Raw genomic sequence first — 23773 nt, 5'->3', positions numbered from 1 at the left:
TCATTTCTGGCAGCGCGGGCAATGGAACGTCGAGCGTCCCGCCTGCACGATGCGGGCGACCGTACCGCCGCAACCCGGCGTGCGGCAAGCCTCCCCTTCCCGGTCGTAGACGGAAAAGGAATGCTGGAAATAGCCGAGCGACCCGTCGGCCTGGATATGATCCTTGAGCGACGAGCCGCCCGCGGCGATGGCGTCGGCAATGACCTCGCGGATTGCGACGGTCAGGCCCTGCAGCTCCGGCTTGGCCCCACCCTGGCTGTCGACCAGCGCGCCGGCCGGCTTCAGCGGCGACAATCGCGAGCGCCAGAGCGCCTCGCACACATATATATTGCCGAGGCCGGCAATATTCTTCTGGTCGAGCAGCGCTGCCTTCAGCGGCTGCGCCTTGCCGGCGAAGCGCCCGGCGAGATAGGCGGCGTCGAGCGCATTGCCGGTCGGCTCCTCGCCGAGCGCGCGGAAGAAGGCATGCGCGGCGACCGTGTCGCGGCGGGCCAGATCCATGAAACCGAAACGGCGCGGATCGTTATAGATGACGCGGGCCGGGCCGGCGGCACCTTCGAGATGGAAGATCACATGATCGTGTTTTTCATCCTTGCCGCGCGGATGGTGAAGCTCGCCCGGCGTGGCCGGCAGCGCACCCTGTTCGATGCGGAACGAGCCCGACATGCCGAGATGGGCAATGATGACGTCGCCGGCTTCGAGATCGATCATCAGGTATTTCGCTCGGCGCGACAGCGAGACGATGCGCTGGCCGGTAACGGTTGCCGTAAAATTGGCTGGAAAGGGAAAACGCAGGTCTGGCCGACGCAGCTCGGCATTGACGATAAACGCCCCTTCCATCGTCGGCGCCAGACCCCGCTTGACCGTTTCGACCTCCGGCAATTCCGGCATGCGTCGTCTCCTTCTTTCTTAACCACCACAAGCCCGGCGGTTGGCATTTCCTTGGCGGCCTACTTATCCTATAGGGTGCGCTATGCCGCAGCCATGGCCCCGTCCCCGAGATAGCGCGGGCCGGGCGATTTCGCTATGGTGCCGGTAAAATTGGTTCAGGTGGAGTTCTTCGTATGACGGATCAGCGGGTATCGGCCAATGGCGGCATGGAAACCTCCTTCGGTTTCCGCAACGTCGGTACGGGCGAAAAGCAGCCGCTCGTCAACGACGTCTTCCACAAGGTGGCCAAGCGCTACGACATCATGAACGACGTGATGTCGGCCGGGCTGCACCGCGCCTGGAAGGATGCGATGATCGCCGCACTCAATCCGCCGCGCCGCGAGGGCTACAGAACGCTCGACGTTGCCGGCGGCACCGGCGATATCGCCTTCCGCATCATCGAAGCCTCCGACCGCAAGGCGCATTCGACCGTTCTCGACATCAACGGCTCGATGCTCGCCGTCGGTGCAGAGCGGGCAGAAAAGAAGAAGCTCTCGGCCAACCTCGATTTCGTCGAGGCCAATGCCGAAGAACTGCCGTTCGAGGCGAATTCCTTCGACGCCTATACCATCGCCTTCGGCATCCGCAACGTGCCGCGCATCGATGTCGCGCTGAAGGAAGCCTATCGTGTGCTGAAGCGCGGCGGCCGTCTGCTGGTGCTCGAATTCTCCGAAGTGGAGATGCCGCTTCTCGACCGCTTCTACGACGCCTGGTCGTTCAACGCGATCCCGAAGTTCGGCAAGCTCATTACCGGCGACGAGGCGCCCTATCAGTATCTGGTGGAATCGATCCGCAAGTTCCCGAACCAGCGCGATTTTGCCGCCATGATCAAGGAGGCCGGCTTCTCCCGTGTCTCCTTCACCAATTACACCGGCGGCATCGCAGCGCTGCATTCCGGCTGGAAAATCTGATCTTATGAGTACAGCTGGAGCATATGTCCGCCTGACGCGGATCGGCTGGGTTCTTGTGCGCGAAGGCGTCGTCTCCGCGATCCCGGCCGAACACCTGCCGCCCTTTGCCCGCTTCGCCCAGAAGGCAGCTGGACTTTTCGCCCGCCGCAAGGTGGCCGGCGAGGAGCGCAGCGACCGGCTGTCGCGCGCCGTTGCCCGTCTCGGGCCCTCCTATGTGAAGATCGGCCAGTTCCTGGCCACCCGTCCCGATGTCGTCGGCGCGGAGTTTGCCGCCGACCTGTCGCTTCTGCAGGACCGCATGGCGACCTTCCCGCAAAGCGCGGCCAAGGCCGCGATCGAAGGGTCGCTCGGCCGTAAGGTCGACGACCTCTACGCTGAATTTTCCGAGCCGATGGCGGCCGCCTCGATCGCCCAGGTGCATCCCGCCGTCGTCATGCGCGACGGCAAGCCCGAGAAGGTCGCAGTCAAGGTCATCCGTCCCGGCATTCGTCAGCGCTTCGCCTCCGACATCGAGGCGATGTATCTCGTCAGCCACATGCAGGAGCGTTTCCTGCCCTATACGCGGCGACTGAAGCCGGTCGAAGTCACCAAGACGATCGAGCAGACGACCAAAGTCGAAATGGATCTTCGGCTCGAGGCGGCAGCGCTTTCCGAGCTTGGCGAGAACACCAAGGACGATTCCGGCTTCCGCGTGCCGAAGGTCGACTGGGAACGAACCGGCCGCGATGTCGTCACCATGGAATGGATCGACGGCGTCAAGATGTCGGACATCGACGGACTGAAAGCCGCCGGCCACAACCTCAATACGCTGGCCGAAACGCTCATCCAGTCGTTCCTGCGCCACACGCTACGCGACGGCTTTTTCCATGCCGACATGCACCAGGGCAACCTTTTCGTCGACGATGCCGGCCATATCGTTGCCGTCGACATGGGCATCGTCGGCCGCCTCGGCAGGAAGGAACGCCGTTTCCTCGCGGAAATCCTGTTCGGCTTCATCACCCGGGACTACCAGCGCGTCGCCGATGTGCATTTCGAGGCGGGCTACGTGCCCGCGCATCACGACGCGGCAAGCTTCGCCCAGGCGATCCGCGCCATCGGCGAGCCGATCCACGGCCAGCCGGCGGAAACCATTTCGATGGCGAAGCTGCTGACCCTGCTGTTCGAAGTGACCGAACTCTTCGACATGCAGACACGGCCGGAGCTCGTCATGCTGCAAAAGACCATGGTCGTCGTCGAGGGCGTCGCCCGCACGCTCAATCCGCGTTTCAACATGTGGAAGGCCTCCGAGCCCGTCGTCGGCAAGTGGATCCGCGACAATCTCGGGCCGAAGCGCATCGTCACCGATCTGCGCGACGGCCTGCATGCGGCGCTTCGGCTGGCGGAAGCGGTGCCGGAAATCGCTGCCCGCACGGAAAAATTCTCCAGCGAAATCATGGCCATGGGCGAAAACGGCCTGCGCTTCGATGCCGAGACGGCGCATGCCATCGGCAAGGCCGAGGCACGCCACACGCGTTCCGGCCGTGTGGCGCTGTGGTTGATCGCCGCCACGCTGATCTACATCGCCTGGCAGGTCACCTGAGCGCCATCTGCATTCGGGTCGCGAAACCGGCTTGCAATTCCACTCCCGCTTGTTATCGTTCCGGCATGGACAATCGTTCGATGCTCGCATTGGTGCTTTGCACGCATACCCTGGGGTGTGCGGGAGACCACGTGCGTTAAGCGGACTGTCCCCCGACCAACCCTGCCGAGGCGAGCAGGGTTTGGTCCTGTTTCCTCGGAGGCCCAAGAGCCAGAGAGGAAACAATGACCGAAGCCAACACCTCCCCGATACTCAAGATCCGAGCGGCGCGCATCGTCGATTGGGAAGCGATCGCCGCGCTGATGAGCCAGCCGGGCATCCGCTCCGGCACGCTCAGACTGCCCTATTCGACCCCGGAGCAGACACGCAAGTGGATGGAGGGCCTGTCGGAGGACGACACGGTGATCGTTGCCGAGCGCGACGGCCGAATTGTCGGCATGGCCGGTCTCCATCGCAACAAGGGGCGCAGGCGTCACTCCGCCATGCTCGGGATCAGCGTCGATGACAACCATCGTGGCGAAGGCATCGGTAAGGCGTTGCTTACATCGCTGATCGATGCTGCCGACAACTGGCTCGGCATCAGCCGCATCGAGCTGACCGTCTTCACCGACAACGAGGCGGCGATCGCGCTATATCGCAAGACCGGCTTCGAACCCGAAGGCACGCACAGGGCCTATGCGCTGCGCAACGGCGTGCTTGCCGACGTCCTGGCGATGGCCCGCATTCGTGCCTGACCGCGACCGGACGGTGCGTCCAAGTGGTGAGCAGGCGGCAGCAGAACTTGCAATTCTGCCGCCGCCTGCAACCCATGTTCCATTCGGAACTGCGAATATGTCGGCCCCATGCGATCTTCTCCTCATGGATGACGGGAGTTCATCCCAATCACCGGAGGAGAGAACACCATGCGCAAGATCATCATCGCAGCGGCCGTCGCAATCACCGCAGCCGTTTCCTTTGCCGCGCCATCGCAGGCTGGCGGCGTAACGATCGGCTTCAGCAACGGCTACTACGGCCATGGCTGGCGCGGCCAGATCGGTTATGTCGACGGCTATTATGGCGGCGGCTACTACGAGTATCGGCCCTATTGCTTCATCAAGAAGGTCAGGCGTTACGATCATTACGGCAACGTCTATTACGAGCGTATCCGCGTCTGCCGCTAACGGCGGCAAGGGGCAAGGGGCGAGGGGCACGAAGCCCGGTTGGTTTCCGGCCGGGCTTTTTACTGCATAATTCCTTAAATCGGAATCGATTTAAGGATCAAATTATGCAGCAAGTTTAAAGTGTTACAGCGTCCTTAGCGCGTCATGTTTGACGCGCGGCGCTGTAACGTCCGGTCCTCGTCATCTTCCCTCCGATTTGCCGCCCCCCATCCACCTACCCCATTGACGCCGCGTCGCCGCCGGGCTCCAAAAGCAACAACGGAAATCGCATGGGAAGGAACACAGAAATGGACCTCGGCATCACAGGGAAAAAGGCACTCGTGCTCGGCGGCAGCAAGGGGCTTGGACGCGGCATTGCCGAAGCGCTCGCAGCCGAAGGCGTTGCCGTCGCTCTGACCGGTCGCGACAGTGCCTCCGCCGAAAAGGTCTCGGCCGAGATCAGCCCGAGCGCCCGCGGTTTTGCACTCGATCTCTCCAGACCCGAGAGCCTTGATGCGTTGCTCGATCGGCTCGCAACCGATTTCGGCGCGATCGACATTCTCGTCCTCAACGGCGGCGGACCGCCGCCGTCGCTTGCGTCGGCGATCGAACCGGATTTCTGGCGGACGCAGTTCGAGACCATGGTTCTGGCCGGCATGCGCATCACCGGCCGGGTCCTGCCCGGCATGAGGGAGCGTGGTTTTGGCCGCATCATCGCCGTCGCCTCGACCAGCATCCGCGAACCGATCCCGGGCCTGACCGCCTCCAACGCGCTTCGAAGTGCCGTTGCCGGCTGGCTGAAGACACTTGCCGGCGAAGTCGCGGCCGATGGCGTGACCGTCAACATGCTGTTGCCGGGGCGGCTGGCGACCGACCGTACCTTGAGCTTCGACCGCATGGATGCCGAGAGCGAAGGGGTCGACATCGCGACGATTGCCGCGCGCAGCCAGGCGGATATTCCGATCGGCCGCTACGGAACGCCGGCGGAATTCGGCGCTGCCGCTGCATTTCTGGCTGGCAGGCCCGCGGCCTATGTCACCGGCGTGGCGCTTCCCGTCGACGGCGGCCTCAGCCGCTCGATGCTCTGAGGCACGGCATCAACCGCCTTCGCCGATCAGTTTTGCGAGATCGCTCGCCAGCGCGATCACCAGCGGACCCGCCTCCGGACGATGATGGAGTGCGATCTCCATCGTCTCGATCGCCGGAAGTCCGTCCTTCGGCTTGACGATGCGGTGGCGATCGTTGACGACGCGCGACGGCAGCAGGCTGACGCCGAGGCCATCGGCGACAGCCGCCTGGATGCTGGCGAGGCTGGAGCTGGTATAGCTGATGCGCCAACGCCGGCCGCCTGCTTCCAGCGCCGCAACCATGTCGTCCCGGTAAAGACCGCGCGGCGGAAAGACGACGAGCGGCAAGGGCTCGGCATCAAGCGTCGGATAGGCGGCGCTGTCGATCCAGCACAGGGTTTCGGCCCAGCGCCTGACGGCTTCGCCGGTGCTGCGGCGCTGCTTGACGACGACGACATCCAGCTCGCCGCGCTCATAGAGTGCCCGCAGATCGCGACTGAGGCCGCTCGTCACTTCGAGCTTCACATCGCCATGCACCCGGGCAAAATCCGCCAGCATGCGGGTCGTTCGCCCTGCGGCAAAGTCCTCCGGCAGGCCAAGGCGCAAGGCGGCGGCCACCGAGGCACCGGAAAGAAGCTCCTGTGCCTCCGCGTTCAATGCCAGCATGCGCCTGGCATAGCCGATCAATTGTTCGCCGGCCTCCGTCAGGCGCACCTGCCGGTGGCTGCGCTCGAACAGACGGTGGCCTGCCAGATCCTCGAGGCGCAACACCTTCTGACTGACTGTCGATTGCGTGGAATGCAGCCTTGCGGCCGCGGCCGTGAACCCTTGGCAATCGGCCACCACCACAAAGGCGCGCAGCAGATCCAGATCGAAAAGAGAACTATTCATAATTCGACTTATTAGCATCCATACATTTAATTTCCAGATGGAAAGTCGACCCCCTATGGTCCGCGCCGAAGAGGGGACCATGCCGGGCGCGGGACACGTCCGGCGACATGCCACATCGGAAGGACCCGATCATGAAATACCAGACCACCCTTGCCTTTGCCGCCGTACTTGGCCTTGCCGCTCCGGCCGCAGCCGACCTGCTGCAGGAGCGCAACATGCCGCTCGATCTCGCCGTTTCGATCGCCAGCCACGCGGTCGAAGCCTGCGCGGCCGACAAGTACAACGTGACGGCAGCGGTGGTCGACCGCGCCGGTGTCCTGCGCGCCCTGCAGCGCGCCGATCGCGCCGGCCCGCACACCGTCGATGCCGCCCGTGCCAAGGCCTTCACGTCCGCCTCGTCGCGCACGCCGACCAGCAAGATGGCCGAGAACATCCAGAAGAACCCGGCTGCCGCCGAACTCACCTCGATCGACGGTTTCCTGGTGCTTGCAGGCGGCGTGCCGATCAAGGCCGGCGACGAGACGATCGGCGCCATCGGCGTCGGCGGCGCGCCGGGCGGCAACCTCGATGAGGCCTGCGCCCTTTCGGCCCTTGAAAAGGTCAAGGATCAGCTCAAGTAACGGTTGAGACCGGAATCCGCTGCAGCGCCCCCGCGTCGGTCATGACGCGCGAAGGGCGCTGTCGCGCCTGAAACCTGCTGCATAATCTTGTGCCTGGGTCGGCGCCGATCTCAGGAACTATGCACTTCGGTCGGTCGGGCAACATGCGCCTGGCCGACCGCACGAACGGAACGAGGACCATGAAACCACCATCGATCGGGTGGCTGCTCGGGGCTGCACTGTTCGCCTCAGCCCTTCTTCCCGCCTCTGCTGGAGCCGCCATGCTTGAAAACGAAATGATTGCCGCTGCCGAAGCCGGCAATGCCGCCGAACTGCGTGAATTGATCAAGCGCGGAGCAACGCTCGACGCGCGCGACGAAAACGGCGCGACCGCCTTGCTCATCGCCACGCATGAGAACCACATCGACGCGGCACGCGCGCTCATCGACGCCGGCGCAGATGTCAATGCGAAGGACAGGATCCAGGACAGTCCATACCTTTATGCCGGCGCGCGCGGCCATCTCGAAATCCTGAAACTGACGCTTGCCAGCGGCGCCGACCTGAAAAGCACCAACCGTTACGGCGGCACGGCGCTGATCCCCGCGGCCGAACGCGGCCACGTCGAGACCGTGAAGACGCTGATCGAGGCCGGCGTCGATGTCGATCACGTCAATCGGCTCGGCTGGACGGCGCTGATCGAGGCCATCATCCTGGGTACCGGCGGCGAAAAGCACACGGAGATCGTCCGGTTGCTGATCGACGCTGGCGCGAACGTCAATCTTGCCGATGGCGAGGGCGTTAGCCCGCTCAACCACGCCCGGCAGCGCGGCTACGGCGGAATCGAAAAGCTGCTCGTCGCCGCCGGCGCCCGTTGAAAACCGGAGGGGACATGGAAAAGGAAAAACGTTTTCTCCGCGAGGCCGTCGCCCTTGCCCGCGCCAACATCGAAAACGGTGGCCGCCCCTTCGGCGCGGTCGCCGTTCGAAACGGCGAGGTGATTGCCGGCGGCGTCAACCAGATGCTTGAGACCGGCGATCCGACATCGCATGCCGAGATGAACGCCCTTCGCCTGGCGGCAAAGCGCCTCGGCTCTCCCCGCCTTGACGGCGTTGCCGTCTATGCCAGCGGCCAGCCCTGCCCGATGTGCCTTGCGGCCATGCGCATGGCCGGCATCACCGAGATCGCCTACGCCCACTCGAATGCCGACGCCGAACCCTACGGCCTGTCGACGGCGGCGATCTATGCCGAACTGGCAAAACCGTTGGACGAGCAGTCCATGCGCTTCCGCCATGTGCCGGTCGACGAGACCGATGCGACACCGCTCTATGCGACATGGCAGCAACAGCAGAAAAAGGACTGACCGGCGGCCGATACCGATCAGCTCGGCCACCTATTGTCAGACCCCTGCGGCGGCCAGGGCAGTGGCCGCCGTTGATATTTTCCGCCGGGCGAACCGGCGCGGCAGAGGCGAATGGGATACCAGGACAAACCGTCTGCTCACGCCGGACGATGGTTGCCCGACAACCACGCTCTTGCCGCGCACACGCGACGGGTGTAATCGCCAAGGTGAGATTTCCCTCCCTCTTTGCCGCCCAGCGTTCCACATCGAACATCGGCGGCTCCAGCCTGCAGGTGTCTGCGATGAATGCCTATTCCGAACGCGCGGGCCGTCTGATTGCGCTGCTTCTCATCGCCGGTTCCGGCGTGGTGACCATCGCCAAGGGCATGAGTCTCACCTTCCTCGCGATCCGCCTGCAGCGCGATTTCGGCTTGGGTCCGGCAGGCATCGGCGCCTTGATTGGCGCCGGCCCGCTGCTCGGTGCGATCGTCAGTCCGTTTGCCGGAACCCTCTCCGATCGGATCGGTCGAAAGGGCGTGCTGACCGCAGCGCTTTTCATGGCCGGACTGGCACTGGCCGGGCTCGGACTGGCACAGTCAATTTCCGCCTTCGCGCTGGCGCATATCGTCTCTGCCGTCGCGGCCGCCGTCTATGAGTCGGTTTCGCGCGCATTGATGAGCGATGCCGCGCCGGCGCATCTGCGCCTGCGCGTGTTTTCCTGGCGCTATCTCGCGATCAATGCCGGTTGGGCCATCGGGCCGTTGATTGGCGTATGGGTCGGCACCGCCTATTCGACGCTGTTCGTCATTGCCGGCATGATGCACGCCGCCTTCGGCCTCGTGCTGTTCTTCACTGTGCCCGAAGCAAGCAGCAGGCAGGTAGAAGAGACTGGTGCGGCATCGCGTGCTGCCGGCGACTGGCGCGGGCTTGTCGCCGCCCTGCGCGACCGCCGACTGGTCTTCTTCGTCATCGGCGGTACCCTGCTTTTGGCCGTGCACGGTCAGTGGTCGGTGACCTTGTCGCAATACCTCAACACCGGCTTCGAAGATGGCGTCACCCTCTTCGCCCTCCTTGTCTCGACCAACGCCGCAACGGTGCTGATTGCCAGCACGCCTGCCCGCTTCGTGATCGAAAGGATCGGCGCACTGCGGGCGCTATCGCTCGGCTGCCTGCTGTTCCTGCTGGGTGAAATCGGGTTTGCAGTTTCGTCCGGCATGGAAATGCTGGTCGCCTCGATGATCCTCTTCACGATCGGCGAGGTGCTCGTCGTGCCCTCAGAATATGTGCTGGTCGACGGTATTTCGAACGCCGGCAACCGCGGCACCTATTTCGGCGCGCATTCGCTGTCTTCGGTCGGCAATTTCCTCGGGCCGCTCATCGGCGGCCTTGCGCTTGGTGCGATCGGCGGCACCGGCATGTTCCTGCTGTTCGCACTGCTTTCGGCGGCAAGCGCGCTTCTGTTTGCGATCGGCAATTCCATGCCGCCGCCTCGCCCGCAAGCAGCACGTGCCGACGCGCTTGACGGCAGCGCCATCAGCGGGGATCTCCTACGCCTCGGTCAATTCGCTTAAGGCCGGAAGGCGACACTGACCCACGCAAGCGGCGGCATTCCCGTTCGTAGTCGTCCACGCGTGGGCTGCTCTATCGCGTCCCTGGCGCCAGACAAGGTGAGTGCAGGGCGGCGCTCCCGTCGCTTTTGCTTCCCAGCCGGAAGCGCTACCATCCCGCATCTGCGTGATCACCGTCACCGAACAAACAGTCCTCAAGCGATCGATCGCCGCAACCATCGTCGTCGGTGCGACAGGCGTGCTCTTCGGCCTGTTGTCCGGATCGGTGTCGATCGTGTTTGACGGGGTGTTTTCTGCCGTCGACGCGGCCATGACGCTGCTCGCGCTGGGCGTCACAAGGCTGATCCCGAGGGAAAGCAGCCGCTTTCAGATGGGCTTCTGGCATATCGAGCCGATGGTCCTGCTGTTCAACGCCGGCCTGCTCGCCACGCTCTCTTTCTATGCGCTGATCAACGCCGTCGACTCGCTGCTGTCGGGCGGTCGCGAACTCGCCTTCGACTGGGCGATCGCCTATGCCGCCGTGGTCGTCGTCATCTGCGTCGTGATGTTCCTCTACGGTCGGCGGGCAAACCGTTCGATCGGCTCGGCGTTCCTGGCTCTGGACGTGCGCGCCTGGGCGATGTCGGGCACGATCACCGCAGCCCTGCTCGTCGCCTTTGTGGTCGCCGCAATGCTGAAGGGTACCGCCTATGAAGGCTGGACGCCCTATGCCGACCCGGCAATCCTGGTCGTCCTGACGCTTTGCCTGATCCCGCTTCCGCTGAAGACGGTCTATGCCGCATTGAAGGAAATCTTCCTGGTCGCTCCGGCCGAGCTGGACGAAAAGGTGCGCGAAGCCGCACGCAACGCCGCCACCCGCCACGGCTTTTCCGATTACCGCACCTATGTCGCCAAGGTCGGCAGGGCACGGCTGATCGAGATCTACCTGATCGGATCGGCCGAAACCCGGGTGGACACACTTTCCAGCCTCGATGCGATCCGCGCCGAGATCGGCGCGGAAATCGGCGAAGCGGGACGCGACCGCTGGCTGACGATCGCCTTCACCGGCGACGTCAAATGGGCGCAGTAACCCCCACCATCGGCATGCCGCCCGAAACCGTCTCTTTCTAACGCGCCGTCGAGCGACGGCCTTTCGACGGCTCGGACAGATCGACCCGGCGCGTTATCCCGATCGCCTCCAGAAACGCCTCGTCGTGGCTGACGACAATGAGCGCACCGTCAAAGGCCCGCAGCCCCGCCTCCACCGCCTCGATGGAATCGATGTCGAGATGGTTGGTCGGCTCGTCGAGGATCAGGAGCGCTGGCGGGCTTTCGCCGCCGATGACGCAGGCAAGACCGGCCCGCAGCATCTGCCCGCCGCTGAGACTGGAAACGCGCTGAAGGGCAGCGTCGGCGCGGAACATGAACCGCGCGAGCGCCGCCCGGCAGGCATTTTCGCCTGCTCCGGGATTGAGCCGGCGGAAGTTGTCGCGGATCGAGACCTCCGGATCGAGCAGGCTCACCTGCTGATCCAGCATGGTGAAATCAGCCAGAACCCGCACCTGGCCCGACCAGGGAGCGAGCTTGCCTGACATCAGCGACAGAAACGTCGTCTTGCCCGAGCCGTTGCGCCCGGTGATCGCCATCCGCTCCGGGCCGGCGATCGTCAGGGACAGGTTGGCGAGTACAGGGCGGCCCGGGACATAGCCGGCGCTGACATCATCGACCTGCAGAACGATGCGGCCGGGCGGCAGCCCGGTCGAAGGCAGCCGGACCGAAAACGGCTGGAGGACCTCGATGCGCTCACGGGCTGTGGCGAGATCGCCGAGCGCCTGGTCACGTCGACGTTCGGCAAGGCGCGCATTGTCGCCGCCCGTCTTTTCGCTGCGTTCCTTCTTTGCATCCAGCAACAGTAGCGGCTGGTCGCCCTTGGCGCGTTTCCGGCGGCCGGCGCTATCCTTGCGGGCCTTTCGCTCCGCGGTCTCCTGCGTGTTGCGGTCGACCTCGGCAAGGCGCCGCTCCGCGTCGGCAAGATCATGCCGGGCGGAGGCGAGCTCGATCGCCTTGCGCTCGCGATAGTGGCTCCAGTTGCCGCCATAGCTGGTGGCGCCGAGAGAGGTGAGTTCCACGATCGAATCCATCCTGTCCAGCAACTCGCGGTCATGGCTGACGACGACGGCACCGCCACGCCAGTTCGCCATCAGCTCGATCACCGCCTCGCGTCCGGCGCGATCGAGATTGTTGGTGGGTTCGTCGAGCAGAATGAAATCGGGATCGGCAAAAACCAGCGCCGCCAGCTTGGCGCGGGTCAGCTGCCCGCCGGAAAGCGAAGAAAGCAGCGTCTGTGCCTCCGCCTCCAACCCGAGGCGGGCGAGTGCGGCGGCCAGCCGCGCCTCCAGCGTCCAGTCGGCGATCGACAACTCATCAATGCTGGCGCTGCCTTCCTCCGCGCGGCGCAACAGTGCCAGGGCATCGGCAATGCCGAAGAGTTCGGCGATGGTCTCCTGTTCGCCGACCTGCACCGTCTGGCGCAGAATGCCGAGGCTGCCGCCAAGCGAGACGGTGCCGGCCTGCGGCCGGAGCGTGCCGGCAATCAGTTTCAGCAGCGTGCTTTTGCCGACGCCATTGCGCCCGACAAGGCCAGAGCGGCCAGGGCCGAACCTCAGGTTCAGATCGGAAAAGAGGCCGCGGCCGTCAGGCGTGGACCAGCTGAGATGGGAGAGTGAGATCGAAACAGGCATGGATACGGATTTCCCTGATGGCAAAATGAGTGGGCTTTGCTGTCAGGTGGAAATCCATCGATGCGTGTATCCTGCCGTAATTTCTATCGGCGCGAAGATAGCACCGATCGTGTTTTCTTCAAGGCAAGGAGTTCGGCTCTGGCCGATTGGAGAGGGGACTGGAAAGAACGGCGTGGACGGCCCGCCCGCGTGAGCGCCCCGTCACGGGTGGGTTGCGCCGCCTTTGGGCGACTACCACACGAGGCCGTGCAGCGTGATCAGCGCGATCATCAGCAGGGACAGGACGAGCGACATCTTGATTGCCGCGAGCGTGTAGTCATGGCGGCGAATACACCTTGCGAAGGTATGAAGCATGGCATTCTCCCTGGCGTCGAAATGTCGAACGGCCATTGGAGCCGTGGCCACGCGATCGCCTGCGTGTCGTCTTGTGAGGTGCGCTGTGCCGGCCGTGCACAAATCCGCAGCGGCTCCTACGGCGCGCTTTGACGGTTGAGGATGCCAGATCCGAAGACCACTCCCTACAGCCGACTTTCGATACAGCTGTGGTGTAAGTCCATGAGCCGGGCCAGGATCGCCTCGCCCTCTTCGCGGTCGAGCGCCGGGTATCGCACCCGAGCGGCATCGCGAAACACATCGGCAATCATCGGGAAGTCCTTGGGAAGGATCGGTCGCCCCCGAAATCCATCGATGGGGTGCATCACGCGATCTCCTCTGTTGGGGCGAAAGCGTAACGATCTCTCAGCCACCGACGCCCGTTCGATCGGTCGATGATGCCGGTACTATGCGCCTTCGGCTACGAGATACCAAGGGATATTCGCCGCTCGAAGCGAACGCAGCCAGCGCGCCATCGGGATTGCGTGATCTGCCGCCACCGTGCAATGCTTGCCCGATGCCTCGCCGTGCATGCGGCGTCCTCGCTGCCACGCCTGTTATTGCCGGGTTCGGCCAGACACGTTGCGCCCGATGAAGCGCTCAAGTAGGGTCGCGGCCAACCGTGTCCCTCTGTCGGCGAGCCCGTCGGAAAGGATGCCGTCGAACAACATGGCTGGACCGGAAAAAGCTCCGGCGAAGAAGGCGGCCGCAGGGCCGAAACGCGATGACACTGTCGGGCAAGCGCATTCTCCTGATCATCTCCGGCGGCATCGCGGCCTATAAGAGCCTTGACCTCATCCGCCGCCTGCGCGAGCGCGGCGCCAGCATCCGCCCCGTCATGACGGCCGGCGCACAGCAGTTCGTGACGCCGCTTGCCGTCGGCGCGCTTTCCGCCTCGCATGTCTATCTCGACCTGTTTTCGCGCGAGGACGAGCAGGACGTCGGCCATATCCGGCTGGCGCGCGAATGCGATCTCATCGTCGTCGCCCCGGCTACTGCCGACCTGATGGCGAAGATGGCGAACGGCCATGCCGACGATCTTGCCTCGACCATCCTGTTGGCGACCGACCGTCCGGTGCTGGTCGCGCCGGCCATGAACCCGAAGATGTGGGCGCATCCGGCGACCCGGCGCAACCGCGCGACGCTCGCCTCAGACGGCATCCGCTTCATCGGCCCGGAAGCTGGCGAAATGGCGGAAAGCGGCGAAGCCGGAGATGGTCGGATGAGCGAGCCGCTGGCGATCGTCGCTGCCGTCGAAGGCCTGCTTTCCGGCGGCCCGAAGCCGCTTGCCGGCCGCAAGGCGGTCGTTACATCGGGCCCGACGCATGAGCCGATCGACCCGGTACGCTACATCGCCAACCGCTCCTCGGGTAAACAAGGCCACGCCATTGCCGCGGCACTTGCCAAGCTGGGTGCGGAGGTGACGCTGGTTTCCGGCCCGGTGACGATCCCCGATCCATCGGGGGTGAAGGTGGTCCATGTGGAGCGCGCCGAGGAAATGCGTGACGCGGTGCTCGCCGCCCTTCCCGCCGACGTCGCGGTGATGGTGGCGGCCGTTGCCGATTGGCGGGTGGCAAGTGCCGCCGGCAACAAGATCAAGAAGAAGCCGGGCGAAGCGCCGCCGCCGCTCCAACTGGCCGAGAACCCCGACATCCTCAAGACCGTTGGCCACCATGCCGACCGGCCGAAGCTGGTGGTCGGCTTTGCCGCCGAGACGGAAAATGTCGCCGACAACGGTCGCTCCAAGCTCGAACGCAAGGGCGCCGACTATATTCTCGCCAACGACGTTTCGCCGGCGACCGGCATCATGGGCGGCGATCGCAACCGGGTGAAGCTGATCTCGGCCGACGGCAACGACGACTGGCCGGAGATGGACAAGGAAGCGGTTGCCGAAAAGCTGGCGGCGCTGATCGCCGCCGAGCTGGAGCGAAAAGAACGGGGCTGATCGAACGCCCAATTGGGCAAAAGCCCCTCACCCTAACCCTCTCCCCGCAAGCGGGGCGAGGGGACTTGCCCTGCGAGAGCGAAGCATTCGCAGCAAACAGATAGGAGCGGGTGAGTGCAGCGTCGTTCCTTCTCCCCGTCAAAACGGGGAGAAGGTGGCGGCAGCCGGATGAGGGGCTGGTCACTGCTCAGCGATATCCGGAAAGCAACAGCTCAGGCCGAACGATGCTTGCGCACCGGCGTCCCTTGAGTCGAGAACAGCCGAACGTCGACGCCGTTTTCGCCGACGATCACCGCCGTGCCGTCCGGGATCTCGACCCAGGCGCTGTCGTCGTCGTTGAGCGGTTCGGAGACAAGACAGTAGCCGCCGCTCGGACCCATCGGCGCCGCATAGAGCGTCGGCGCCTTCCAGTCCGAGGCATAGCGCACCGCATAGAGATCGTGGCCGTCGGAAAAGGCGGCAGTGAAGCGCACCAGAACCTGGCGCTCCAGATGCGATGCCAATTGTTCGACGAAGGCGAGCGCCTCGGCAATCGCGCCGAGCGGATTGTGGTCGAGGCCAAACTGCATGGCGAGCAGGAACAAAAGTTCGGAATCCGTCGTGCCGGTGCGTGCCGAGTAGAGATCGTTGTCGAGCATGCTCTCCATCGGCCGGCGCAAATGCTCGAAGTCGCCGATCTGGCCGTTGTGCATGAAGGACCAGCGGCCGAAGACGAAGGGATGACAGTTGTCGCGTCGCGTGCCGCCGCCGGTCGCGGCGCGCACATGGGCAAGGAACAGCGGCGAGCGGATCTGCCGGGCGATGCTCTTCAGGTTGCAGTCGGACCAGGCGGGAAGAATGTCGCGGTAGCGCCCGGGTTCGGGGTGATCGCCGTACCAGGCGATGCCGAAGCCGTCGCCGTTGGTCGCCGTCTTTGCGCGGGTGGCGCAATGGGACTGCTCGATCAGCGAGTGCGCCGGAGAGGTCACCAGTTCCTCGAGATAGAGCGGCTCCCCGCGATAGGCTGCCCAGCGGCACATGCTGAAATCACTCCGGCTTCGCCCCGTTCATACGGATGCGATTCGTTAACCATGAGGGATGTTCCGACGAAACATGGTAAAAATGCGTTAACAAATTCATCCAGGGTCTACGGGCACGCTAATCCGACCGACCGATCGAACGACTTCGACCGACACATAGGCCAAAGGCGTTCAGGGCCTCGATGCCTTTTCGAACAAATATTCCATATTGACAAATGTTGCACATTTCATTTCATTCTGCGCCACAACACAGGTCATTGACCCGGAGGAATGGCATGAGCAGCAAGAAAAAACTGGGCGTCGGCCTGATCGGCACGGGCTTCATGGGCAAGGCGCACGCGCTCGGCTTCACCATCGCCGCGCGGGTGTTCGACCTGCCCTTCGAGCTCGACCTGGTTTCGGTTGCCGACGTGACCACCGAAAGCGCGGAAAACGCGCGCCGGCGTCTCGGCTTTCGCAAGGCGACGACGGACTGGCGCGAACTGTTGACCGATCCCGACATCGACATCATCGACATCACCACGCCGAACCTGCTGCACAAGGAGATGGCGCTGGCGGCCATCGCCCATGGCAAACATGTCTATTGCGAAAAGCCGCTGGCACCGACGGTCGCTGATTGCGCCGAGATGGTCGCGGCTGCGGAAAAGGCCGGCGTCATCACCCAGGTCGGTTTCAACTACCTGAAGAACCCGCTGATCTTCCTTGCCAAGGACATCATCGAAAGCGGCGAGATCGGCGAGATCCGCTCCATGCGCGGCGTCCATGCCGAAGACTTCATGGCCGATGCCTCCGTGCCGTGGGGCTGGCGGCTGAACCCGGCAAGCGGCGGCGGAGCACTTGCCGATATCGGCAGCCACATTATCGCCTCCATGCGTCATCTGGTCGGGCCGATCAGGTCGGTGCTGGCCGAAACCATCATCCAGATCCCGCAACGTCCCGTCTCGCGCGGAGCAACCGAGATGCATGCCGTCGAGGTCGACGACATCACCCGCGCCTTCGTGCGCTTCGAAAACGGCGCGACCGGCAGCTTCGAAGCAAACTGGATCGCCACCGGCCGCAAGATGCAGCATGATTTCGAGATCTACGGCTCCAAGGGCAGCATCGTCTTCACCCAGGAGCGCCTGAACGAGATCCGCGTCTATTACACCGGCGACGATATCCGCACCCGCGGTTTCCGCACCATCTGGGCCGGGCCCGAGCATCCGCCCTATGGCGCCTTCTGCGTGGCACCCGGCCACCAGATCGGCTTCAACGATCTGAAGGCCATCGAGGTCAACGAGTTCCTGGAGGCGATCGCCAAGGGCAAATCGCCATCGACCGATTTCCGCGAGGGCTTTGAGGTACAGAAGGTCCTCTCGGCCACCTATCAGTCGGCAAAGACCAACGAATGGGTCCAGATCGGCTGACCAAAGGGCGGAATGGAAAAGACGGCAGAAAATGGAACGCCTGTTCTATGCCAGCGGTCGCTAATCGATTAATGTGAGGTCATAACGCAACACGATCAGACTGGAGACGGACAAGAATGGCAACGCCTGAAACGACGACGGAGGTCCCGCAGGATTTCGAAGCGCTGAAGGCGGTTATTCTGGAGCGGAAGGCACAACTGCCGAAACGGTTGAAGCAGGTCGCCGCCTATTCGCTCGACAATCCCGACGAGATCGCCTTCGGCACCGCCGCAAGCATCGCCACCTCGGCCGACGTCCAGCCGTCGACCCTGGTGCGCTTTGCCCAGCACTTCGGCTTCGAGGGTTTCTCCAGCCTGCAGCAGATTTTCCGTGCCCGCCTGCGCGAGCGCACGCCCGGCTACGAGGACCGGCTGAAGGCGCTCAGCGAGAACGAACACAGCAAACTCGAGAGCGGCTCGATCTTCAACGGTTTCGTGGCCGCCGCCCACCGATCGCTCGACAACATCGCAACCTCGGTCGACCCGGAAGCCTTTGAGCGGGCCGTCGATATCCTCGCCAAGGCCGAGACGATCTATCTGATCGCCAAGCGCCGCTCCTATCCGATCTCCAGCTACATGGCCTATGCCTTCGGCAAGCTGAGGGTGAAGTATCAGCTGGTCGGCACCGCCGCCGGCATCGACGACGACATGCTGGCGATGGCCGGCAAGAACGACGCCGCATTTGCGGTCAGCTTCTCGCCCTATGCCTCCGAAAGTGCCGCCCAAGCGCGGCTGCTCGCCGAGCGCAAGGTGCCGGTGGTGTCGCTGACCGATTCGGCGTTCTCGCCGCTGGCCGAATCCTCAAAGGTCTGGTTCGAACTGGTCGAGGCGGACCATGCCGGCTTCCGCTCGCTTTCCGCCAGCATGGCCTTCGCCATGGCGCTGACGGTCGCCATTGCCGAGAAGCGACACCGCCTGATCGACGAGGCCAAGGCGGAATAGAACTGATAGAATGAAAATTCCATATTGACGAAGTGTCGGAATTTATGTTTCATGTCTGCATCACCCACAGAACGAGAATGATCGGGGCCGCAAAGGCGTCCGCGGGGAGGAAGCAGTGAGCCAGAACGTTTCGTCACAGGGAGCAAAGCCGCTCGACCTCATTACCATAGGCCGGGCCTCGGTCGACCTTTACGGCCAGCAGATCGGCACCCGGCTCGAGGACGTGGCGAGCTTTGCCAAATCGGTCGGCGGCTGCCCTTGCAACATCTCCGTCGGCACGGCGCGCCTCGGGCTGAAGTCGGCGCTTTTAACCCGCGTCGGCGACGAGCAGATGGGCCGTTTCATCCGTGAGCAATTGACCCGCGAGGGCGTTGAAACCCGCGGCATGGTCACCGACCCGGAGCGCCTGACGGCGCTTGCCATCCTCGCGGTCGAGAACGACAAATCCTTCCCGCTCCTGTTCTACCGCGACAACTGCGCCGACAATGCGCTATGCGAAGACGACGTTTCGGAGGAGTTCATTCGCTCGGCACGGGCGATCCTGGTTTCCGGCACGCACTTTTCCAAGCCGAACACCGATGCGGCCCAGCGCAAGGCGATGCGCCTTGCCAAGGAAAATGGCGCGAAGATCGTCTTCGACATCGACTATCGCCCGAACCTCTGGGGTCTGGCCGGTCATGACGCCGGCGAAAGCCGCTACATCGCTTCCGACCGCGTCTCGGCTCACCTCAAGACCGTTCTTGCAGACTGCGACCTGATCGTCGGCACGGAGGAGGAGGTGCTGATCGCATCGGGCGAAAGCGACCTGCTGCAGGCGCTGAAGACGATCCGGGCGCTGTCGCAGGCGACGATCGTGTTGAAGCGCGGCCCGATGGGCTGCATCGTCTATGACGGCCCGATCTCCGACAATCTCGAGGACGGCATCGTCGGCAAGGGTTTTCCGATCGAAGTCTACAACGTGCTCGGTGCCGGCGACGCCTTCATGTCCGGTTTCCTGCGCGGCTGGCTGAAGAACGAACCGCACGCGACCTCGGCCACCTGGGCGAACGCCTGCGGCGCCTTTGCCGTTTCCCGGCTGCTCTGCGCGCCGGAAATCCCGACCTGGACCGAACTGCAGTTCTTCCTGGAAAAAGGCAGCAAGGAGCGGGCGCTGCGCAAGGACGAAGCGATCAACCACGTACATTGGGCGACCACCCGTCGTCGCGAGATCCCGCTTCTCATGGCACTGGCGATCGATCACCGCAGCCAGCTGGAAGATGCGGCTGCCGGCAACCCGGAACTGCTTGCCCGCATCCCGGCCTTCAAGGTGCTGGCGGTCAAGGCCGCCGCGCAGGTGGCCGCCGGCCGCTCCGGCTTCGGCATGCTGATTGACGACAAATACGGCCGGGACGCGCTTTATGCCGCCGGCGCCCACCGCGACTTCTGGATCGGCAAGCCGATCGAGCTTCCGGGCTCGCGGCCGCTGCAGTTCGAGTTCAGCCAGGATCTCGGCAGCCGCCTGATCGACTGGCCCGTCGACCACTGCATCAAGGTGCTGTCCTTCTACCATCCGGACGACCCGGCCGAGATGAAGGCGACGCAGGTTGCCAAGCTCCGTTCGGCCTTCGAGGCGGCGCGTAAGGTCGGCCGCGAGATCCTGATCGAGATCATCGCCGGCAAACACGGCAAACTCGACGACCAGACCATCCCGCGCGCGCTCAACGAGCTTTACGACGCCGGCCTCAAGCCCGACTGGTGGAAGCTCGAGCCGCAGGCAAGTCGTGGCGCCTGGACGGCAATCGATGCCGTCATCGAACAGCGCGATCCGCTCTGCCGTGGTGTCGTGCTGCTCGGCCTCGAAGCGCCCTATGAGGCGCTGAAGGACGGTTTTGCGGCGGCCCGCACGTCGAAGACGGTGAAGGGTTTTGCCGTTGGCCGCACGATCTTTGCCGATGCCAGCAAGGCCTGGCTCGGCGGCACCATGACCGACGAGCAGGCGATCGCCGACATGGCAGGAAAATTCAAGGCGCTGGTGGATCTCTGGCTGCAGCTGGGCGCAACCAAGGCGGCATAGGATTGGCGGGTTGTTGGCCCGAATCCGATCTAAGGAAATATGCAGTGGGCGAAACGGGATGATTTCGCCACGAGGAGGAAACAGACTATGAGCCAGAAGACCGTGCGCCTGACCATGGCACAGGCCGTGGCGCGGTTCCTGACCCGCCAGATGACCGTCATCGACGGCAACAAGGTGCCGATCTTCGGCGGCGTCTTTGCTATTTTCGGCCACGGCAACGTCGCCGGCGTCGGCGAGGCGTTGCACGGCATCAAGGACACGCTGCCGACCTACCGCGGGCAGAACGAGCAGGGCATGGCCAATGCCGCGATCGCCTTTGCCAAGGCGAGCTTCCGCCGCCGCTTCATGGCCTGCACCACCTCGATCGGCCCGGGCGCCCTCAACATGGTGACATCGGCAGCCCTTGCCCACGTCAACCGCCTGCCGGTGCTGTTCCTGCCCGGCGATGTCTTCGCCAACAGAAGGCCCGATCCGGTGCTGCAGCAGGTGGAAGGTTTTGCCGACGGCACGATCTCGGCCAATGACTGCTTCCGTCCGGTCTCGCGCTATTTCGACCGCATCACCCGGCCGGAACAGATCATCCCGGCGCTGCGTCGGGCCATGCAGGTTTTGACGGATCCGGCCGATTGCGGCCCGGTTACGCTCTCGCTTTGCCAGGACGTGCAGGCGGAAGCCTATGACTATCCGGAAGCCTTCTTCGACGAGAAGGTCTGGTCTTCGCGCCGCATCGAGCCCGATACCGACGAACTGGCGGCAGCGATCGCGGCGGTGAAGGCGGCCAAGAAGCCGGTGATCATTGCCGGCGGCGGCGTGCTCTATTCGGAAGCCAGCAAGGCGCTGGCCGCCTTTGCGGAAAAGCATGGCATTCCCGTTGTCGAGACCCAGGCCGGCAAGTCCTCCCTGCCGCACAGCCATCCGCTCAACATGGGCTCGGTCGGCGTGACCGGCACGTCTGCCTCCAACCAGCTGGCGGAAGCGGCCGATGTGGTGCTCGCCGTCGGCTCGCGGCTGCAGGATTTCACCACCGGCTCCTGGGCGCTGTTCAAGAACGAGGGGCTGAAGATCGTCGGCCTCAATGTCCAGCCGTTCGATGCGGCCAAGCATGAGGCGCTGCCGCTGGTGGCGGACGCGCGCATCGGTCTCGAACGGATTTCCGCCGGCCTCGGCAATCACAAGGTCGATGCCGCCTGGACCGACAAGGCCAGGGCCGGCAAGGCCGAGTGGCTGAAGGCCGCCGACAAGGCAACGGCGACGACCAATGCGGCGCTGCCGTCGGACGCGCAGGTGATCGGCGCCGTGCAGCGTGCGCGCGGCGGAGCCGAGACGGTCCTCGTCTGCGCCGCGGGCGGGCTGCCCGGCGAGCTGCACAAGCTCTGGCAGGCGGAGACGCCCGGCGGCTACCACATGGAATACGGCTTCTCGACCATGGGTTACGAAGTCGCCGGCGGCCTCGGCGCCAAGCTCGCCCGTCCTGACAGCGACGTCATCGTCATGGTCGGCGACGGCAGCTACATGATGCTGAACTCCGAGATCGCCTCGTCGATCATGCTCGGCGCCAAGATCACCATCGTCCTGCTCGACAATGCCGGCTACGGCTGCATCAACCGGCTGCAGATGGCAACCGGCGGCGCCAACTTCAACAACCTCCTGCGCGACACGCATCATGTCGAACTGCCGGCAATCGATTTCGCCGCGCACGCCGCGGCGATGGGCGCGCTCACCCGCAAGGTCGGCTCGATTTCCGAGCTGGAATCGGCGCTGAAGGAAACGGCCGGCGAAGCCCGCACGACGGTGATCGTCATCGACACCGATCCGCTTGTTACCACCGACGAGGGCGGTCATTGGTGGGATGTCGCCGTCCCCGAGGTTTCGGGACGAAAGGAAGTCAACGAGGCCCGCAAGGGCTACGAAAAGGCCCTGACCTGCCAGCGCTTCGGCTGACAACAAGCAATCCGGCGCCTGCGATCCGTCGCAGGCGCTTTTCTGCGAACGAGCCCCTCACCCTAGCCCTCTCCCCGCGAGCGGGGAGAGGGGATTTCGCAGGGCGCGGCACATCCCTTCTCCCCGTAAGCGGGGAGAAGGTGGCGGCAGCCGGATGAGGGGCCTTGGTCGCCCCCCCTTGCCGCACGAGTAGGACACAACAAACCTTCCGCCCCAAGCGGACGACGCAAGAGAAAGTGAAAGACATGATCCGCTACGGAACCAATCCGATCGCCTGGAGCAACGACGACGATCATTCGATCGGCGCGCATCTGACGCTCGAGGATTGCCTCTCCGATTGCCAGAAGATCGGCTTCGACGGCATCGAGAAGGGCCACAAGATGCCGAGCGATCCGGAAGCGCTGAAGGCAAAGCTCGCCTCCTACGACCTCGTCTTCGTCTCCGGCTGGCACTCGACCAACCTGCTCACTCATGACGTCGAAGCCGAGAAGAAGGCGATCCAGCCGCATCTCGACCTCCTGAAGCACAATGGCTGCAAGGTGGCGATCGTCTGCGAAACCTCGAATGCCATCCATGGCGACGACGCGAAATCGGTGGCCAACGACAAGCCGGTGCTGCCGGCGGACCAGTGGAAGAAATTCGGCGCCGACCTCGAAGCGATTGCGCAATATTGCGCCGATCAGGGCATCGATCTCGTCTACCATCACCACATGGGCACGATCGTCCAGACCGGCGCGGAAATCGACCTGTTGATGCAGAACACCGGTCCGGCGACCAAACTTTTGCTCGACACCGGCCATGCCTGGTTCGGCGGTTCCGACCCGGCCGAAGTCGCGAAGAAATACATGCACCGCGTCCGCCATATCCATTGCAAGAACGTGCGCACCGCGGTGCGCAAGGTCGTCGAGGGTGAGGGCCTCTCCTTTCTTGAAGGCGTGCGCCGCGGCGTCTTCACCGTCCCAGGCGATAACGAAGGCGGCGTCGATTTCCTCCCCGTCCTGAAAATCGCCGCCGAGCACAACTACGATGGCTGGCTGGTGATCGAGGCGGAACAGGATTCGGCCGTGCGCAATCCCTTCGAGTACCAGTCGCTGGGGCTGAAATCGCTGAAGGCGTTTGCCAGGGAAGCCGGGCTCGATAAGTAAGCGCCTATCGACCGTTGGCGGCCCCTCATCCGGCTGCCGCCACCTTCTCCCCGCTTGCGGGGGGAAGGGATATGCGGCTACTGCATAATTCCTTAAATCGGAATCGATTTAAGGAATTATGCAGCAACTCAAAGTGTTACAGCGACCTTTGCGCGTCTAAATAGACGCG

22 protein-coding genes are annotated in these 23773 nt (G+C 63.9%); 16 read left to right on the top strand and 6 right to left on the bottom strand.

Annotation, left to right across the window (positions count from 1 at the left end; all coding sequences use genetic code 11):
* Entirely contained in the window at positions 1-891 is an 891-nt protein-coding gene (mutM, locus tag BC360_RS23980) for a bifunctional DNA-formamidopyrimidine glycosylase/DNA-(apurinic or apyrimidinic site) lyase (RefSeq protein WP_065797136.1), read from the bottom strand.
* A gap of 173 nt (positions 892-1064) precedes the next feature.
* Here mutM and ubiE point away from each other — a divergent pair, with 173 nt between their 5' ends.
* The 5 genes from ubiE (at position 1065) to BC360_RS23955 (ending at position 5647) form a co-directional block, all read left to right on the top strand.
* Entirely contained in the window at positions 1065-1841 is a 777-nt protein-coding gene (ubiE, locus tag BC360_RS23975) for a bifunctional demethylmenaquinone methyltransferase/2-methoxy-6-polyprenyl-1,4-benzoquinol methylase UbiE (protein ID WP_065783240.1), read from the top strand.
* A 4-nt stretch (positions 1842-1845) separates the two neighbouring features.
* Positions 1846-3420, top strand: a complete 1575-nt coding sequence (ubiB, locus tag BC360_RS23970; RefSeq protein WP_065783239.1) for a 2-polyprenylphenol 6-hydroxylase — start codon at positions 1846-1848, stop codon at positions 3418-3420.
* 224 nt (positions 3421-3644) lie between these two features.
* Positions 3645-4154: a GNAT family N-acetyltransferase gene (locus BC360_RS23965; RefSeq protein ID WP_065783238.1), complete on the top strand. Its 510-nt coding sequence runs from the start codon at positions 3645-3647 to the stop codon at positions 4152-4154.
* A gap of 168 nt (positions 4155-4322) precedes the next feature.
* Positions 4323-4580 (top strand): hypothetical protein, encoded by a 258-nt coding sequence (locus tag BC360_RS23960; RefSeq protein ID WP_065783237.1) that lies wholly within the window; start codon positions 4323-4325, stop codon positions 4578-4580.
* A 287-nt stretch (positions 4581-4867) separates the two neighbouring features.
* Positions 4868-5647, top strand: a complete 780-nt coding sequence (locus BC360_RS23955) for an SDR family oxidoreductase (protein WP_065783236.1) — start codon at positions 4868-4870, stop codon at positions 5645-5647.
* Positions 5648-5656: 9 nt separating this feature from the next.
* On the opposite strand, the gene BC360_RS23950 is transcribed toward BC360_RS23955, so the two are convergent.
* The gene (locus BC360_RS23950; protein ID WP_065783235.1) at positions 5657-6517 is read right to left on the bottom strand and encodes a LysR substrate-binding domain-containing protein; all 861 of its coding nucleotides are present in this window, start codon (positions 6515-6517) and stop codon (positions 5657-5659) included.
* Positions 6518-6648: 131 nt separating this feature from the next.
* Here BC360_RS23950 and BC360_RS23945 point away from each other — a divergent pair, with 131 nt between their 5' ends.
* The 5 genes from BC360_RS23945 to BC360_RS23925 all read left to right on the top strand — a co-directional run bounded on the left by BC360_RS23945 (position 6649) and on the right by BC360_RS23925 (position 11092).
* Positions 6649-7137 carry a GlcG/HbpS family heme-binding protein gene (locus BC360_RS23945; protein WP_065783234.1) on the top strand — a complete coding sequence of 163 codons (489 nt, stop codon included), beginning with the start codon at positions 6649-6651 and terminating at the stop codon, positions 7135-7137.
* A gap of 260 nt (positions 7138-7397) precedes the next feature.
* On the top strand, positions 7398-7991 hold the full coding sequence (locus BC360_RS23940; RefSeq protein ID WP_065797196.1) for an ankyrin repeat domain-containing protein: 594 nt from the start codon (positions 7398-7400) through the stop codon (positions 7989-7991).
* Positions 7992-8005: 14 nt separating this feature from the next.
* Positions 8006-8476, top strand: a complete 471-nt coding sequence (locus tag BC360_RS23935) for a nucleoside deaminase (protein WP_065797135.1) — start codon at positions 8006-8008, stop codon at positions 8474-8476.
* A 206-nt stretch (positions 8477-8682) separates the two neighbouring features.
* Positions 8683-10026: an MFS transporter gene (locus BC360_RS23930; RefSeq protein ID WP_244512877.1), complete on the top strand. Its 1344-nt coding sequence runs from the start codon at positions 8683-8685 to the stop codon at positions 10024-10026.
* A 100-nt stretch (positions 10027-10126) separates the two neighbouring features.
* On the top strand, positions 10127-11092 hold the full coding sequence (locus tag BC360_RS23925) for a cation diffusion facilitator family transporter (RefSeq protein ID WP_244512875.1): 966 nt from the start codon (positions 10127-10129) through the stop codon (positions 11090-11092).
* Between the two features lie 37 nt (positions 11093-11129).
* Here the strand turns inward: BC360_RS23925 and BC360_RS23920 are convergent, their stop codons facing one another.
* From BC360_RS23920 to BC360_RS23915, 3 genes are all read right to left on the bottom strand, one after another.
* Positions 11130-12743: an ABC-F family ATP-binding cassette domain-containing protein gene (locus BC360_RS23920; RefSeq protein ID WP_065797133.1), complete on the bottom strand. Its 1614-nt coding sequence runs from the start codon at positions 12741-12743 to the stop codon at positions 11130-11132.
* A 231-nt stretch (positions 12744-12974) separates the two neighbouring features.
* A complete protein-coding gene (locus BC360_RS33000) occupies positions 12975-13097 on the bottom strand; it encodes a hypothetical protein (RefSeq protein ID WP_274533949.1) in 123 nt (40 codons plus the stop codon).
* Between the two features lie 164 nt (positions 13098-13261).
* The gene (locus tag BC360_RS23915; protein WP_065797132.1) at positions 13262-13441 is read right to left on the bottom strand and encodes a hypothetical protein; all 180 of its coding nucleotides are present in this window, start codon (positions 13439-13441) and stop codon (positions 13262-13264) included.
* A 398-nt stretch (positions 13442-13839) separates the two neighbouring features.
* Here BC360_RS23915 and coaBC point away from each other — a divergent pair, with 398 nt between their 5' ends.
* Positions 13840-15060 (top strand): bifunctional phosphopantothenoylcysteine decarboxylase/phosphopantothenate--cysteine ligase CoaBC, encoded by a 1221-nt coding sequence (gene coaBC, locus BC360_RS23910; protein WP_065797131.1) that lies wholly within the window; start codon positions 13840-13842, stop codon positions 15058-15060.
* A gap of 212 nt (positions 15061-15272) precedes the next feature.
* Here coaBC and BC360_RS23905 read toward each other — a convergent pair whose 3' ends face one another.
* The gene (locus BC360_RS23905) at positions 15273-16079 is read right to left on the bottom strand and encodes a class II glutamine amidotransferase (protein ID WP_065783228.1); all 807 of its coding nucleotides are present in this window, start codon (positions 16077-16079) and stop codon (positions 15273-15275) included.
* Between the two features lie 275 nt (positions 16080-16354).
* On the opposite strand from BC360_RS23905, the gene BC360_RS23900 reads away from it, so the two are divergent.
* From BC360_RS23900 to iolE, 5 genes are all read left to right on the top strand, one after another.
* A complete protein-coding gene (locus BC360_RS23900) occupies positions 16355-17485 on the top strand; it encodes a Gfo/Idh/MocA family protein (RefSeq protein WP_065783227.1) in 1131 nt (376 codons plus the stop codon).
* Positions 17486-17601: 116 nt separating this feature from the next.
* Positions 17602-18465, top strand: a complete 864-nt coding sequence (locus tag BC360_RS23895) for a MurR/RpiR family transcriptional regulator (RefSeq protein WP_065783226.1) — start codon at positions 17602-17604, stop codon at positions 18463-18465.
* A gap of 115 nt (positions 18466-18580) precedes the next feature.
* Entirely contained in the window at positions 18581-20518 is a 1938-nt protein-coding gene (locus BC360_RS23890) for a bifunctional 5-dehydro-2-deoxygluconokinase/5-dehydro-2-deoxyphosphogluconate aldolase (RefSeq protein WP_065797130.1), read from the top strand.
* An 87-nt stretch (positions 20519-20605) separates the two neighbouring features.
* On the top strand, positions 20606-22459 hold the full coding sequence (iolD, locus tag BC360_RS23885) for a 3D-(3,5/4)-trihydroxycyclohexane-1,2-dione acylhydrolase (decyclizing) (protein WP_065797129.1): 1854 nt from the start codon (positions 20606-20608) through the stop codon (positions 22457-22459).
* A gap of 245 nt (positions 22460-22704) precedes the next feature.
* Positions 22705-23604: a myo-inosose-2 dehydratase gene (gene iolE / locus BC360_RS23880; RefSeq protein WP_065797128.1), complete on the top strand. Its 900-nt coding sequence runs from the start codon at positions 22705-22707 to the stop codon at positions 23602-23604.
* Positions 23605-23773 lie beyond the last annotated feature (169 nt).

This window comes from Ensifer sp. LC163 (assembly GCF_001695855.1).
Lineage (GTDB): Bacteria > Pseudomonadota > Alphaproteobacteria > Rhizobiales > Rhizobiaceae > Ensifer.
Note: the sequence above shows the minus strand (reverse complement) of the source record. Positions and strands in the feature narration are given on the sequence as shown.

Excerpts from the sequence above, each read along its gene's own strand:
- mutM (WP_065797136.1), bottom strand. The coding sequence starts at position 891 with ATGCCGGAATTGCCGGAGGTCGAAACGGTCAAGCGGGGTCTGGCGCCG.
- ubiE (WP_065783240.1), top strand. The coding sequence starts at position 1,065 with ATGACGGATCAGCGGGTATCGGCCAATGGCGGCATGGAAACCTCCTTC.
- ubiB (WP_065783239.1), top strand. The coding sequence starts at position 1,846 with ATGAGTACAGCTGGAGCATATGTCCGCCTGACGCGGATCGGCTGGGTT.
- BC360_RS23965 (WP_065783238.1), top strand. The coding sequence starts at position 3,645 with ATGACCGAAGCCAACACCTCCCCGATACTCAAGATCCGAGCGGCGCGC.
- BC360_RS23960 (WP_065783237.1), top strand. The coding sequence starts at position 4,323 with ATGCGCAAGATCATCATCGCAGCGGCCGTCGCAATCACCGCAGCCGTT.
- BC360_RS23955 (WP_065783236.1), top strand. The coding sequence starts at position 4,868 with ATGGACCTCGGCATCACAGGGAAAAAGGCACTCGTGCTCGGCGGCAGC.
- BC360_RS23950 (WP_065783235.1), bottom strand. The coding sequence starts at position 6,517 with ATGAATAGTTCTCTTTTCGATCTGGATCTGCTGCGCGCCTTTGTGGTG.
- BC360_RS23945 (WP_065783234.1), top strand. The coding sequence starts at position 6,649 with ATGAAATACCAGACCACCCTTGCCTTTGCCGCCGTACTTGGCCTTGCC.
- BC360_RS23940 (WP_065797196.1), top strand. The coding sequence starts at position 7,398 with ATGCTTGAAAACGAAATGATTGCCGCTGCCGAAGCCGGCAATGCCGCC.
- BC360_RS23935 (WP_065797135.1), top strand. The coding sequence starts at position 8,006 with ATGGAAAAGGAAAAACGTTTTCTCCGCGAGGCCGTCGCCCTTGCCCGC.
- BC360_RS23920 (WP_065797133.1), bottom strand. The coding sequence starts at position 12,743 with ATGCCTGTTTCGATCTCACTCTCCCATCTCAGCTGGTCCACGCCTGAC.
- BC360_RS33000 (WP_274533949.1), bottom strand. The coding sequence starts at position 13,097 with ATGCTTCATACCTTCGCAAGGTGTATTCGCCGCCATGACTACACGCTC.
- BC360_RS23915 (WP_065797132.1), bottom strand. The coding sequence starts at position 13,441 with ATGCACCCCATCGATGGATTTCGGGGGCGACCGATCCTTCCCAAGGAC.
- coaBC (WP_065797131.1), top strand. The coding sequence starts at position 13,840 with ATGACACTGTCGGGCAAGCGCATTCTCCTGATCATCTCCGGCGGCATC.
- BC360_RS23905 (WP_065783228.1), bottom strand. The coding sequence starts at position 16,079 with ATGTGCCGCTGGGCAGCCTATCGCGGGGAGCCGCTCTATCTCGAGGAA.
- BC360_RS23900 (WP_065783227.1), top strand. The coding sequence starts at position 16,355 with ATGAGCAGCAAGAAAAAACTGGGCGTCGGCCTGATCGGCACGGGCTTC.
- BC360_RS23895 (WP_065783226.1), top strand. The coding sequence starts at position 17,602 with ATGGCAACGCCTGAAACGACGACGGAGGTCCCGCAGGATTTCGAAGCG.
- iolD (WP_065797129.1), top strand. The coding sequence starts at position 20,606 with ATGAGCCAGAAGACCGTGCGCCTGACCATGGCACAGGCCGTGGCGCGG.
- iolE (WP_065797128.1), top strand. The coding sequence starts at position 22,705 with ATGATCCGCTACGGAACCAATCCGATCGCCTGGAGCAACGACGACGAT.